The organism is Pseudomonas grimontii (assembly GCF_007858185.1).
In the GTDB taxonomy this organism is placed as follows: domain Bacteria; phylum Pseudomonadota; class Gammaproteobacteria; order Pseudomonadales; family Pseudomonadaceae; genus Aquipseudomonas; species Aquipseudomonas grimontii.
In genome coordinates this window covers 464,658-478,032 of record NZ_VFES01000002.1, presented here as the reverse complement: position 1 = coordinate 478,032, position 13,375 = coordinate 464,658, and the positions used below count along the sequence as shown (strand labels likewise).

At 62.4% G+C, this 13,375-nt stretch carries 13 protein-coding genes and 1 pseudogene; 8 read left to right on the top strand and 6 right to left on the bottom strand.

Annotated elements, in window-relative coordinates; genetic code table 11:
* Positions 1–28 precede the first annotated feature (28 nt).
* Positions 29–2,800 (top strand): hybrid sensor histidine kinase/response regulator, encoded by a 2,772-nt coding sequence (locus tag FIV39_RS06380; RefSeq protein WP_090400805.1) that lies wholly within the window; start codon positions 29–31, stop codon positions 2,798–2,800.
* 164 nt (positions 2,801–2,964) lie between these two features.
* Positions 2,965–3,561 carry a MarC family protein gene (locus FIV39_RS06375; protein ID WP_032890615.1) on the top strand — a complete coding sequence of 199 codons (597 nt, stop codon included), beginning with the start codon at positions 2,965–2,967 and terminating at the stop codon, positions 3,559–3,561.
* Here FIV39_RS06375 and FIV39_RS06370 read toward each other — a convergent pair.
* The 5 genes from FIV39_RS06370 to cobG all read right to left on the bottom strand — a co-directional run bounded on the left by FIV39_RS06370 (position 3,558) and on the right by cobG (position 8,909).
* A complete protein-coding gene (locus tag FIV39_RS06370) occupies positions 3,558–4,337 on the bottom strand; it encodes a hypothetical protein (RefSeq protein ID WP_090400806.1) in 780 nt (259 codons plus the stop codon). The two genes, FIV39_RS06375 and FIV39_RS06370, sit on opposite strands and share 4 nt — an antisense overlap.
* Positions 4,338–4,575: 238 nt before the next feature.
* Positions 4,576–6,213 carry a precorrin-3B C(17)-methyltransferase gene (cobJ, locus tag FIV39_RS06365; RefSeq protein WP_090400807.1) on the bottom strand — a complete coding sequence of 546 codons (1,638 nt, stop codon included), beginning with the start codon at positions 6,211–6,213 and terminating at the stop codon, positions 4,576–4,578.
* Complete coding sequence (locus FIV39_RS06360; protein ID WP_090400808.1) at positions 6,213–6,944, bottom strand: precorrin-2 C(20)-methyltransferase; 732 nt, start codon at positions 6,942–6,944, stop codon at positions 6,213–6,215. The genes cobJ and FIV39_RS06360 overlap by 1 nt, the downstream gene beginning before the upstream one ends.
* Positions 6,944–7,570 (bottom strand): precorrin-8X methylmutase, encoded by a 627-nt coding sequence (locus FIV39_RS06355; protein ID WP_090400809.1) that lies wholly within the window; start codon positions 7,568–7,570, stop codon positions 6,944–6,946. The genes FIV39_RS06360 and FIV39_RS06355 overlap by 1 nt, the downstream gene beginning before the upstream one ends.
* Positions 7,563–8,909 (bottom strand): precorrin-3B synthase, encoded by a 1,347-nt coding sequence (gene cobG / locus FIV39_RS06350; protein ID WP_090400810.1) that lies wholly within the window; start codon positions 8,907–8,909, stop codon positions 7,563–7,565. The genes FIV39_RS06355 and cobG overlap by 8 nt, the downstream gene beginning before the upstream one ends.
* 38 nt (positions 8,910–8,947) lie before the next feature.
* On the opposite strand from cobG, the gene cbiE reads away from it, so the two are divergent.
* The gene (cbiE, locus tag FIV39_RS06345; protein ID WP_090400811.1) at positions 8,948–10,153 is read left to right on the top strand and encodes a precorrin-6y C5,15-methyltransferase (decarboxylating) subunit CbiE; all 1,206 of its coding nucleotides are present in this window, start codon (positions 8,948–8,950) and stop codon (positions 10,151–10,153) included.
* Complete coding sequence (locus tag FIV39_RS06340) at positions 10,150–10,869, top strand: cobalt-precorrin-6A reductase (protein WP_090400812.1); 720 nt, start codon at positions 10,150–10,152, stop codon at positions 10,867–10,869. Before cbiE ends, FIV39_RS06340 begins: the two co-directional genes overlap by 4 nt.
* A 118-nt stretch (positions 10,870–10,987) precedes the next feature.
* Here the strand turns inward: FIV39_RS06340 and FIV39_RS06335 are convergent.
* A pseudogene (locus tag FIV39_RS06335) lies at positions 10,988–11,240 on the bottom strand (DUF6124 family protein).
* Positions 11,241–11,758: 518 nt separating this feature from the next.
* On the opposite strand from FIV39_RS06335, the gene FIV39_RS06330 reads away from it, so the two are divergent.
* The 4 genes from FIV39_RS06330 to FIV39_RS06315 all read left to right on the top strand — a co-directional run bounded on the left by FIV39_RS06330 (position 11,759) and on the right by FIV39_RS06315 (position 13,375).
* Positions 11,759–12,061 carry a type II toxin-antitoxin system RelE/ParE family toxin gene (locus FIV39_RS06330; protein ID WP_090409798.1) on the top strand — a complete coding sequence of 101 codons (303 nt, stop codon included), beginning with the start codon at positions 11,759–11,761 and terminating at the stop codon, positions 12,059–12,061.
* Between the two features lie 3 nt (positions 12,062–12,064).
* Entirely contained in the window at positions 12,065–12,352 is a 288-nt protein-coding gene (locus FIV39_RS06325; protein ID WP_074848640.1) for an addiction module antidote protein, read from the top strand.
* Positions 12,353–12,449: 97 nt separating this feature from the next.
* The gene (locus FIV39_RS06320) at positions 12,450–12,845 is read left to right on the top strand and encodes a DUF2946 domain-containing protein (protein ID WP_090400814.1); all 396 of its coding nucleotides are present in this window, start codon (positions 12,450–12,452) and stop codon (positions 12,843–12,845) included.
* Positions 12,846–12,892: 47 nt separating this feature from the next.
* Positions 12,893–13,375 (top strand): copper chaperone PCu(A)C, encoded by a 483-nt coding sequence (locus tag FIV39_RS06315; RefSeq protein WP_090400815.1) that lies wholly within the window; start codon positions 12,893–12,895, stop codon positions 13,373–13,375.

The window sequence follows — 13,375 nt, the reverse complement described above, 5'->3', positions numbered from 1 at the left end:
GTGCATCAACCTACGAAGGGATTTCGCCGTGCGCTGGCTCAGGATCGCCATAGGTTTCACTGTCAGTCTGCTGACGCTGCTCTGCTTGCTCCCGGCCCAGGCCGCCGCGCAAGGCAGTGGCTGGGCAGTATTGCTTGATGAACAGGCCGACCTGCAACTGAGCGACATCCGCTCCTCACGCTACACCAATCAATTCAGCCCCATCGAACTGGACCGTATTACCGCCGCGGAACCGGACGGTGCGTTGTGGGTACGTTTCAAGCTGCAACCCGGCAAGCACGAGCAAGTGCTGCGGGTATTCGCCCCGGACCTGGCGCACCTGAGCCTCTACGTGCTGGACGGCGACACCCTGGTCGAGCAACAAAGCAGCGGCACCCGCCAGCCCCAGGCGGAACGCCCGTTGCCCAGCAGCGACTTCATGCTGCCGATGCCCCAGAGCCAAAAGACCCTGGACGTCTACCTGCGCCTGGTTTCAGAACACGAACTGCGCCCCTATATCACCCTGGAACCGGCCGTGCTGGCCGCCGCCGACCAGACCCAGACGCTGATCTACGGCCTGCTGTTCGGCTGCCTGCTGATGCTGATCCTGCATAACCTCACGCGCTTCGCTTACCACCGCTCGCGCAGCAGCCTGTGGCTGGCGGCCTGCGAACTGCTGTTGATGCTCAGCCTGGCGCTGCTGCTCAACCTGGCAGGCCCATGGCTGCCGAACTGGCACGCAATCCAGACCCCAGGCGCCTACCTGGCCCTGCTGCTGACCGCACCGTGCGGGCTAATGTTTGCCTATCGCTTCTTCATGCCCCTGGGTCCGCACCCGCTGAACAAGCTGTTGATGGCCGACATCCTGTTTATCGTGCTGTGCGGCCTGTTGCTGTTGTTCGTCAGCACCCTGCCACTGAACATCATCACCTACGCGCTGGTGGCCCTGGCGGGCCTGAGCATGCTGTTTGTCTCCGCTTATCACTGGCAGAAAGGCTACCGCCCGGCGCGTTTGTTCGTGGCGGGCATGGTGGTGTTCAACATCGGCACGCTGATCATTCTCCCGGCCTTGCTGGGGCTGACGATGGTGTCGCCCCAGGGCTTGATCGTCACACTGCTGGCGTTTATCTGTCTGAGCGGCCTGCTGATGAGCCTGGCCCTGGGCGAGCGCCAGCGTGCGATTGTCGAAGCCCGATTCAGCCTCAGCCGCGACCTGGCCGCCAGCAATGCAGAGATCGCCGCCAAGGCCGAATTCCTGGCGAAGATCAGCCACGAAATCCGCACCCCCATGAACGGCGTGCTGGGCATGACCGAACTGCTGCTGGGCACGCCGCTGTCGGTGAAACAGCGCGACTACGTGCAAACCATCCACAGCGCCGGTAACGAGCTGCTGACACTGATCAACGAGATCCTCGACATCTCCAAGCTCGAGTCCGGGCAGATCGAGCTGGATGACGTGCAATTCGACCTCAATGCGCTGATCGAAGACTGCCTGAGCATCTTCCGCGCCAAGGCCGAGCAGCAGAACGTCGAGTTGATCAGCTTCATCCAACCCCAGGTACCCCGCGTCATCAGCGGAGATCCGACACGCCTGCGCCAGGCACTGCTGAGCCTGCTGGAAAACGCCCTGCACAAAACCGACGAAGGCGAAGTGCTGATCGTCGTCGCCCTGGACGACCGCAGCACCAAGCCGCGCCTACGCATAGCCGTGCAGGACAGCGGCCTGCCAATGGAAGCCGCCGAACGCGAGGCACTGCTGCACAGCGAGCTGCACAGCAAGAACTTCCTCTCGGCCACCCGTCTGAGCGGCCACCTGGGCCTGGTGATCGCGCGCCAACTGATCCTGTTGATGAACGGTGAGTTCGGCATCAAGAGCGGCAGCCATCAAGGCAGCACGCTATGGCTGACCCTGCCGCTGGACCCGGAGCGCCTGGAACACCCCACTTCCGACCTCGACGGCCCGCTCAAAGGCGCGCGCGTACTGGTCGTGGACGACAACGATACGTGCCGCAAAGTGCTGGTGCAGCAGTGCTCGGCCTGGGGCCTGAATGTCAGCGCCGTGCCGTCCGGTAAAGAGGCCTTGGCATTGCTGCGCACCAAGGCGCACCTGCGCGATTACTTCGACGTAGTGCTGCTGGACCAGAACATGCCCGGCATGACCGGTATGCAACTGGCGGCGAAGATCAAGGAAGACCCGAGCCTGAACCACGACATCCTGCTGATCATGCTCACCGGCATCAGCAATGCGCCGAGCAAGATCATTGCGCGTAACTGCGGGATCAAGCGCATCCTCGCCAAGCCGGTCGCCGGTTACACCCTCAAGACCACCCTGGCTGACGAGTTGACCCAACGCAGCAAAGGTGGCGTGCAGCCCCGCGCGCCCCTCAACGCCCCGGCGGCGGTGACCGTGCCCAGCGACTTCAAGATCCTGGTGGCCGAAGACAACAGCATCTCCACTAAAGTGATTCGCGGCATGCTCGGCAAGCTCAACCTCAACCCGGACACCGCCAGCAATGGTGAAGAAGCGCTGGAGGCGATGAAGGCCCAGCGTTATGACCTGGTGTTGATGGACTGCGAGATGCCGATCCTCGATGGTTTCTCTGCCACCCAGCAACTGCGTGCGTGGGAAGTCAGCCACCAGCGTATCCGCACTCCGGTGGTGGCGCTCACCGCGCATATCCTCTCGGAGCACAAAGAGCGCGCACGCCAGGCGGGGATGGACGGACATATGGCCAAGCCGGTGGAGTTGTCACAGTTGCGTGAGCTGGTGGAGTTCTGGGTGGCGCAGCGTCAACAGCGGCCTGAGCACGCGCCCTCTTGACCTGAAATGCTGTCCCCATGTGGGAGGGGGCTTGCCCCCGATGACGGTGGTTCGGCTACAGATAATCTGACTGTTACACCGCAATCGGGAGCAAGCCCCCTCCCACATTTGATCTCTGGCGCCTGATAGACTCTCCACACTTTCCCCGCCCGCGAGCCACTCCCATGCTCCACGTGTTATTCAGCGTTTACCTGAAGATGCTGGTGCTCTACAGCCCGTTCTTCGTGCTGTCCTGCTTTATCAGCCTGACCCGTGGTTATTCGAGCAAAGAGCGGCGGCGCCTGGCCTGGAAAGTGGCGCTGGCGACCCTGGTGTCGAGCGTGTTGCTCTACCTGTTCGGCAGGGTGATCTTCAGCGTGTTCGGCATCACCGTGGACGCCTTCCGCATCGGCGCCGGCAGTGTGCTGTTTATCTCTGCCCTGGGGATGGCCCAGGGCAAGTCGGCCGTGCAAACCGACAATGTGCAGCAGGACGTGACCATCGTGCCGCTGACCATCCCTCTCACGGTCGGCCCCGGCACCATCGGTGCGCTGCTGGTCATGGGCGTCAGCCAACCGCACTGGGATGACAAGATCACTGCCATCCTCAGCATCGCCCTGGCCAGCTTCACGGTCGGCGTGGTGCTGTACCTGTCCAACCGTATCGAACGGATTCTCGGTGACCAGGGCTTGCAGATTGTCAGTCGGTTGATGGGGTTGTTCGTATGCGCCCTCGCCGCGCAAATCATCTTTACCGGCGTGCGCGGCTACCTGGTGCCTTAGATCCGGTATTTGGCAATCGCCGACTGCACCTTGTCGCCCGCGCTCTCACGCATCAGTCGGATGGTTTTTTCGTTGACCACCGAGGTATTCAGCACCAGGCAGGTCTGCCCGCTGAAGGCCTCGAACGAGGAACTGTCCCACTCCAGAAACGGCAGCCCCACCTGTTTGTTCACGCCCTGGGTGCTGTAAGTCACCAGCACCATCATCAACTCACCGTCTGTTTCGGCGCAGGACGCCAGGCCGAAATCGCCGCCCTGATGCACCGTACTGTTGCGCTTGAACAGTTCGAAAGAGCTCGGTTGCTGCTTCAGCGCCTCCAGCGCATCGGCCGCCAGTTTCGGCAGCGCCGTGATCAGCGGCCCCGAAACCGACACCCCCGCCAGCATCGCGGCGATGATATTCAGCGCCGCCAGTTGCACCGTCAGGCCCTTGCCCGAATGGGAGACCCGCTCGAAACTGCTGCGCACCGGCAGCCAGCCCAGACTGATCATCACCTTGATAAATTCGTCGTACCAGGCCTCGGTACCTCGGTGGATCTTCAATACATCGCTGACGTAGCTGCTGGCCAGCAGATAGCTTTTGCGGATGTATTCCCGGTTCAGCCCGGACAGCCCCTCGGCAAACGAAATCACACTGTTGTTGACCACCGCCGCGTTGCAGTCGTCCTCCGTGTCGAGCGGCAATGAGGGCTGCCCACCTGGCGCCCTCGGCAATGTGTAGGCGGCAATCAACTTGCGCCGTTTTGTGTTGTTGATCCTTCGGTGGTGTCGCTCCATTTTTGGTTCTCCACAAGCACCCCAACTCGGGGCTTGTGTCCACACTAGTCCAGTCACCGGCGGCTCTTCCATGCCACAAACATCGCTTGTCGGCACGCTGCAAAAAACGCTGCCCAGCAATGACGGGGCGCCCCTCGAGGCCTTCCGGTTTTCGTGACTCAAAAAAGAAAAAGCCCCGAGCGACAGCAGGTGATCACCCATTGTCATTCGGAGCTTTCGTGCGCCCCCCAGGTGGTTTTCAGGAGGCGGGTTTTGCACCGTACCAGCGCGGCGTATACACCCATTCACCACCACCGGCACGGGGGAATGTGCAGGTGGTGGATGAGCCGATCAACACCATGGTGCGCATGTCCACTTGGTCTGGCGTGAGTTGCCCCAGGGTGGTGACACGCAGGGTCTGGCCCGGGCGACCAATATCGCGGCCGAGCACCACCGGGGTTTCGGCTGTGCGGTGTAGCGCGACAATTTCCAGGGCGCGCCCCAGCTGCCACGGCCGCGAACGCGAGATCGGGTTGTAGAACGCCAGGGCCAGATCGGCCTGGGACGCGAGCTCCAGGCGCGTTTCGACAATCGACCACGGCTTGAGGTTGTCCGACAGCGACATCACGCAGAAGTCATGGCCCAACGGCGCACCGGCCTGGGCGGCGGTGGCCAGGGAGGCCGAAACGCCCGGCAGGATTTCCAGGTCGACCTGGTGCCACGCCGGGTCGCTGGACTCGTGCAACGCCTCGATCACCGCCGATGCCATGGCGAAAACGCCCGGGTCGCCGGACGACACCACCACCACCGAACGGCCCTGCGCGGCCAGCTCAAACGCGTGGCGGGCGCGTTGCATCTCTTCGCGGTTATCGGTGCAGTGCTGCACCTGATCGTCACGGAACGGCCCAGCCATGCGCACGTAGGTTTCGTAGCCCAACACATCGGTGCAGCGCGCGAGCTCGGCCTTGACCGCCGGCACCATCAACTCGGCGGCGCCAGGGCCCAGGCCGATCACGGCAAGGCGACCACGGCGGCGGCCGACCTGCGACAGGTCCAGGGGCTGCTCGGCAACGCTGATAGCGATGTCTGCGCCTGGCGTCACGTCGGCAAAACGCAGCGGCACGCCCAACTGCAACGCGGCGTCATGCAGAGACGCGTCGGTCATCTGCCTGTCGCTGGCCAACAGGCACGCCAGGGATTGCACGGCGATGCCCGCCTCGTGCAACGCCGTGCGGACACGCTCCGCCAACTGCGCACCCGGCTTGCAGGTCACGCACACATTCTTCGGATAGATCAGCAACTCGTTGGCGGCGGGCACACGCTCGGCACTGCCCACGTGGATGGCTAAATGCGCGTGCCGGTCCTGGGGCAAATTCGCCTGATCCAACCACGGCGCCGCACCTTCGATGCGCACGCTTTCGCCGGCCAGCAGGTCGGACACGAAGCGCTTGCCCAGCTCCAGGTCCGCCAGTTCATAACCCGCAGGCGGGTTGAGCAGGCAGGTACCGAAACGCAGCTCGCCACTGGTGGTGATCGCAGCCGCAACGCCCAGTGCCGCTGCGATGTCCCGCGCCATGACGTTCACACCGCCAAGGCCACCGAGCAACGGCACCACGGCGCTGCCGTCTTCCGCCACGGCCAGCACCGCAGGCTCCTCGCCTTTTTCCAGCAGCAGCGGCGCCAGGGTACGGATCACGATGCCGGCCGCACAGAGAGCGATCAGCGGCGTGCCTTGCTGGTACAGCTGACGCAGGGTCGCGCCAAATTCGTTGTAAGACTGGTCTGCCCCCTCAACTCGCCCGGCCAGACCGTGGATCAAAGCGCCAGGGTAAACCTGCTGAATCGTGCGCGCAGTGGCCAGGCTGCCCTGGCCCAGAATGACAATCGCCGGGTTCATCAACCTTGCCACCTTTCACCCGGCACGATGATCAGCGAGAAGTACGGCGAGGACATCGGCTCCACCTGGTCCAGCGGCACGATCTTCTGGTTGGCCATGGTCGCGCGTTCCACATACAGCGCGCGCTCGGCCAGGCCGAGTTCTTCGAGTACCTGGCGCACCTTGGGGAAGTTGCGCCCCAGCTTCATGATCACCGCCGCATCGGCATCGGCCAGGCGGCGCTTGAGGTCTTCGTGAGGCAGCACGCCCGACAGCACGGAGAGACTCTGGTTGCGATACACCAACGGCGCACCGAGTACCGAGGCGCCGCCGAGCATCGAGCACACGCCCGGAATGACCTGGGCTTCGTAGCGCTCGGCCAAACGGTCATGCAAATACATATAGGAGCCGTAGAAGAACGGGTCGCCCTCGCAGATCACCGCCACATCACGACCGGCGTCCAGGTGCGCGGCCACCTCGACACTGGCGGTGTCGTAGAAGTCGCTGATCACCTGTTCGTAGGACAATGGCGCCGGCAGCGCTTCGGTGGTCACCGGGTACACCAGTGGCATCAGGGTCTGCTGCGGCACCAGGTGGTCCTCGATGATGCCGAAGGCGTTGCCCTTCTTGCCCTTGGCCACGAAGTACGCCACCACCGGCGATTCGCGCAGCAAGCGCAGGGCCTTGAGGGTAATCAGCTCCGGGTCACCGGGGCCGACGCCCAGGCCGATCAAACGTCCGCGTGCCGGCATTATTCGACCTCCGTGGCGAGCGCATTCACCGCCGCGGCGGCCATGGCACTGCCGCCCAGGCGGCCCTGCATGATCACAAACGGTACGCCACGGCTATCCGCCGCCAGCATCGCCTTGGATTCGGCAGCGCCGACAAAGCCGACCGGGAAGCCGAGGATCAACGCCGGTTTCGGCGCGCCGGCATCCAGCATCTCGAGCAGGTAGAACAAGGCCGTCGGCGCATTGCCGATCACCACCACGCTGCCCGCCAGATGCGGGCGCCACAGTTCCAGGGCGGCGGCGGAACGGGTGTTGCCCAACTCCCGCGCCAACGCCGGCACGCTGTCGTCGCGCAGGGTGCAGATCACTTCGTTATTGGCCGGCAGACGCGCGCGGGTCACGCCTTCGGAGACCATCCGCGCATCACACAGAATCGGCGCGCCAGCGGCCAGCGCAGCGCGCCCGGCCGTGCCCGCACCTTCGGAAAACTGCAGGCCGTCGATGGCCTCGACCATGCCGCACGCATGAATCACCCGCACCGCGAGTTTCTCCAAATCAGCCGGGATACGCTCCAACTTGGCTTCCGCGCGAATAATGGCGAAGGAGTTGCGATAGATCTCCTGACCGTCGCGGATGTAATCAATCATCGGTGTTGCTCCGTGGGCGAGCGCGCAGCAAGGCGCCCGCCGCTTCAATAGAAAGGTTACGCGCGTGCAGCCGGCCGAAACCTGGGTGGGCTGCCTCGCGAAAATAGAGGTCGTAGTGGCCGGGGCTCACCGCCAGCAAGGTGACAGGCGACACGTGCGCGGCGGCGCAGGAGCGCGAGCAACCGGACAGGTGCACGTCATGGCCGGGATGCAGCGCGGCCAATTGCACGGCGTCGGCCTTGGTGTCGGCCAGGCCTTTGCCGCAACCGCTGGAACCGGTGCAGGCGATCATGTGCGCCAGCGGTTGGTCGACGGTGCAGAGGAACCCCAGTTGCGTCAGGCGTTGGGTCACGACGTGAGGTTTTTCGACATTGGGCAGTAGCACCCCTTGCCAAGGGGTGAAGCGCAATGTGCCGTCGCCATGTTCGTTGGCGAGTTGCGCGACGCCCTTGAGCATCCTCGAATCCAGGCGCCCCAAGGGCACGATGGCAGCGACGTAGAATTGATTTTTTTGAGGCTGTGGATAACTCCCGAGGTGCAGCAAGGCGCCGCTGGGCGGGCGTTTGAAGCCATCGACCGGCAGCAGCGGCAGACTGAGGCGGCTCAGCAACTTATCCACAGCCAAGTGGCGCATACGGGTTTGTTCTGGGGTGGCGAGGTCAAGAAACGCCTCCAGCACCGCCACCACCAACGCATGACCCTGCTCCAGCGGCACGGCGGCTAACGGCGCATCCAGCCCTGGACAACCTGCCAGGCCGAACGCGAGGAGCGTCTCGCCATTGCGCACGAACGCCGACAGCCACAGATCATGATGATGTTCGAGCATCGCCAGGGCCTCGCCGCCATCCAGTTGCACGGCGAACTTGGCCGACAACTCATGGAAACGCGGATGATTTTGCAGGGTGGCGAGGATCTGCTCGGCGAGCGGGCGGGTGTCAAACAGCATCTGCGGATCGATACCGGCGCTAGGGCTGAGCATCAGGTTGCGTACGTCGTCACCGGCGGCATTACTCGGGCCCAGGTCGGCGGCCAACAGCATCGCGATCAACGCGTCCTGCTCGGCACCGATCCCACGTATTTGCAGATTGGCGCGGTTGGTCGCCTCGATCACCCCGCCGGCATAGGCCTGGGCCGCGTTCGCCACGGCATGGGCCTGGGCGACACTGATCGACCCACCGGCCAATTTGATCCGGCAAATGCCGCCATCCAGCGCCTGGACGATACGCAGCAACCCCGGACAAGCCGAGGGGCGCAAGGTATTCACAGCGGGCGTTGGGTTCACGGGGCTACCGGTTGACGGGTAAAGGCGCGGTATTATGCCTGCTTTGTCCGGCGGCATGAAAAGCCTGCCCGTCGGATGTCGTTCAAGGAATTGATATGTCGCCCTGGCTGACGGTTGTAGGCATCGGTGAAGACGGCTTCAAGGGGCTGGGCAGGAATGCCCGGCATGCCCTGTTGCGCGCCACGCGGATTATAGGTGGTCAGCGCCAGTTGGACCTGTTGCCGGTGTGTATTCGCGGTGAGCGCCAGGTGTGGCCGAGTCCGTTTTCGCTTGAACCGGTGCTGGCGCGGCGCGGCGAGCCTGTGTGCGTGCTGGCCAGTGGCGACCCGATGTTCTATGGCGTGGGCGCCAGCCTGGCGCGTCAGGTGGCGGCTGAAGAACTGCTGATTTTACCGGCGCCGTCGTCGGTGTCGTTGGCGGCGGCGCGGTTGGGCTGGCCGTTGCAGGAGGTGGTGACGTTATCGGTGGTGGCTCGGCCAGCGGCGGCGATCAACGCGCATCTGGCCACGGGTGTGCGTTTATTGGTACTGAGTAATGACGGCGGCAGTCCCGCGTTGATTGCTTCGCTGTTGGCTGAATCCGGGTTTGGGCCCAGCCGACTGACAGTGTTTGAACACCTGGACGGCGCGGATGAGCGGCGCATCGACGGTTTGGCTGAGGATTGGCAACACGCTTCGGTCGCCGATTTGAACCTGGTCGCCATCGACTGCCTGGCCTCCAGCGACACACCACGTCTGTCGCGCCTCGCTGGTTTGCCCGATTCCGCCTTCCAGCACGACGGCCAACTGACCAAACGCGATGTGCGCGCCATGACCCTCGCCCGCCTCGCCCCGATGCCCGGCGAGCTGCTGTGGGACGTGGGCGCGGGCAGTGGCTCCATCGGTATCGAATGGATGCGCGCCCATCCGAGCTGCCGCGCATTGGCGATTGAAGCAGACGAAGGCCGCCAGGGCCTTATTGAACACAATCGCGACGCCCTCGGCGTGCCCGGTTTGCAGTTGATTCGTGGCAAAGCCCCGGAAGCGTTGCACGGCCTTACAACACCCGACGCCATTTTCATCGGCGGCGGCGTCACCCGCGACGGCGTGCTCGACACCTGCTGGCAGCACTTGCGGCCCGGTGGCCGGCTGGTCGCCAATGCCGTGACCCTGCAAAGTGAAATGACCCTGATGAACTGGCGCGCTCAACATGGCGGCGAACTGACGCGCATCCACGTCGCCCAGGCCCAGCCGCTGGGTGAATTCGATACGTGGCGGCAGGCGCTTCCGATCACCCTGCTGGAAGTGGTCAAGCCGCAATGAAACGGATTCTGCTGTTGGGCGGGGTGACCGAAGCGCTGGCGATCGCGCGTACGTTGGGGCCGGAGCATATCTACAGCCTGGCGGGTGTGGGCCGTGTACCTGCCGATCTCACGTGCCAGGTGCGGGTCGGCGGTTATGGCGGCGCCGAAGGCTTGGCGCAGTTCGTTCGCGATGAACAGATTGGCCTGATCCTCGACGCGACCCATCCCTACGCGGCGCAGATCAGCCGCAACGCCGCCGAGGCTGCACGGTTGAGCGGTGTGCCGTGTTGGGCATTGCGCCGCCCGGCGTGGCAACCGCAGGTGGGGGATGATTGGCGTGAGGTCAGTGACTGGGCCGAGTTGACTGCGGCGCTGAAACCCTTCAAACGCCCATTGTTCACCTTGGGCCGCGAGCCGTTGCAGCACCTTGATGAAATCCCGCCCGAGCAATTCTGGACGCTGCGCGCGCTGGATGTGTATCCCGGCAATGACCGCTGTGAAGTGATTGGCGCACGCGGTCCGTTCCTGATCGAAGATGAACGCGCGTTGTTTGAACGGTGTGGGATCGATGTGCTGATCAGCAAGAACAGCGGCAGCACCGCCACCGAACCGAAGCTGGAAGTGGCGCGCGAACGTGGGGTGCCGGTGTTGGTGTTGAAGCGGCCGGTGTTGGCGGCGGTGGATCGGGAGTTCGCCACAGTGGCGGCGGTCTTACAGGCAATCCAATCTCCCTGAACAACGCAGTTCAAATGTGGGAGGGGGCTTGCTCCCGATGCAGTAGATCAGCCAATAAATCAGTGACCGACACACTGCCATCGGGAGCAAGCCCCCTCCCACATTTTGAACTGCGTTGTTAGCTGCTCGCGGCGGACACCTGCCCAACGCCGCTGTGTACCCGATCAGCCAACAACTGCGCCAGTTCGATCAACTGAGCAACGCCAAACAATTCCTCGCGTTTCGAACCTTCCAGGTCAAACGCCAGATCGCAGCTCAGCGCATTGGCCGAGGCAAGTGTTTCGCTGAGGTTGACCAGCAGGTCTTCGGTGCTGATGCCATCGGCCACGGTGAAGAGCCGAACGGGGGGGATTTGGGGTGGGTTTGATCATTGTGAAGCTCCTTAGAAAGGTGGAGCTGCCACTGATTCGCCGCGACGCGATAGGGTGGCAGCTGTACGCAGGTTCGCGGACCGGTCTAAGGCATCCCGGCATACCCGAAGGTATCCCGCGCACAGCCACCATTTAGCCGCACAGTAGACGATAAAAAAGCATCAACTGAAAGCAGGCGATAGCGCTTTTGCTCTTAGAAAACCCGGGCCGCGACGCCCGTCCGCTGCGTTGGCAGCGGTGCACGGAGACTAGAGATCAAGCGTCCTAGGGACAACCTCAAAGGCTTGTCGGAAATTTCTTTTTAGACGAATAGCCAACCGGACATCCATCTATCAGGCTTGACCGTCGAAAGGCGAATGCCCCTACAAATACTTCCGAACAAGCTGGCTGGCTCAGCCAAAAGCCCCCGCCCTAACCTCCCCCCTCGCGGTTTCGCGTCAGCCATCCGCGAGGGGGACGCCTGCTTTTTGCAGCGCGTCGAAACTTGCCAACATATATCCCAAGGGATACGATCCGAGATGATTCACTTCAAGAGATCTGATGAGTTTCAGGAATGGCTTTATTCGCTACGCAGTAAACCCGTCCATGGACGTGTGCTTACAAGATTGGACAACGCAAGAATGGGCAATTTTGAAGACTGCGAAAACGTCGGAAATGGCGTATCCGAAATGCGCATCCACTATGGTCCTGGATACCGGGTGTACTTCAAGCGTATAGGTGAGGTGGTTTATCTACTGTTGATAGGTGGCGATAAATCAACGCAAAAACGCGACATCGAGCGGGCTAAAGAAATTGCCGAAGAATTTGAGAAAAAGGAGTGACCCATGACTCAATTTAAAGATTTCGACATAGCCGAGCATCTGACGACTCCTGAGGACATGGCGGAGTATCTCGAAGCTTCTTTCGAAGAGGATTCTGGTGACGGATTGCTGATTCGTTCAGCGCTCAACAACATCGCCCGCGCCCAAGGCATGACCCAAATTGCTCGCGACGCCGGCCTCGGAAGAGAAAGTCTGTACAAAGCCCTCTCCAGCACTGGCAATCCAGAGTTCGCGACTATCATGAAAGTCATGAAGGCGTTGGGCCTCAAGCTTCACGCTACAGCGATCTGATAGCACTGCGACACCAAACCACACCACCGCTTTTTACTTCTCCCCCCCGATCAGGCTAAATACCCGCCTGATCGTTTAACCCTACGGATTGTCCGCCATGGCCCGTCAACGCGTTGCAATTGCCTGGATCGCCTGCCTTGCAGTGCTGTTCAACGCCTTTGCCATGCCGATGGCCAGTGCGATGCAACAATCCAAGGACCCTGTGCAGCAATTGCTGTGGGGCAGTTTCTGTTCGTCCAATGGCGCCAGCCTGAAGACCATTGCCCTGGGCAAGCTGGAGATTCCGGCGCCGCAACAGGACGATCATTCCACCATGCAGCATTGCTGGTGTTGCTCCGGCTCGGCGCCGTTGGTGGCGTTGCCGGGGCATGTGCCGCAGTTGTATCTCACGCGATTTGAGACGGTACAGCGTCAACCACACCCCCCATTGCAAACCCCAACCCCACGCCAGCAATGGCCGAGCCTTAACCCCCGCGCCTCTCCGACGGTCTGATGGTCTTCGCAAGTGAACTGCGTTTAGAACCGTTCTGGAGAACTGCCATGCTTAAATCTTCCCTGCTTCTGGCTGCATTGCTGCTGCCGGTGTTCAGTGCTGCCAATGCCGAAGGCTACAAGGCCGGCGACCTGCTGGTCAGCGACCCCTGGTCCCAGGAGTTGCCGCCGAATGCGCCGACCGTCGCCGCGTATTTCGTGATTCATAACACCGGCGCTACCCCGGACCGCCTGCTCAGTGCCGACACGCCCGTGGCCGACAAGGCCGAGCTGCATGAGCATGTGATGCAAGGTGATTTGATGAAGATGCAGCAAGTCCCCAGCGTTGCCGTACCGGCCAAGGGTGACTTGACCTTCGCGCCCATGGCGTATCACGTGATGTTGCTGGGCCTCAAGGACCGCAGCCTGCTGGCCGATGGCAAACAGTTCCCGCTGACCCTGACCTTCGAAAAAGCCGGCAAGGTTGAAGTGGACGTGTCGGTGCAGAAAACACCGCCGATGGCCGGCCACGAGCATATGCACGCCCAGTAA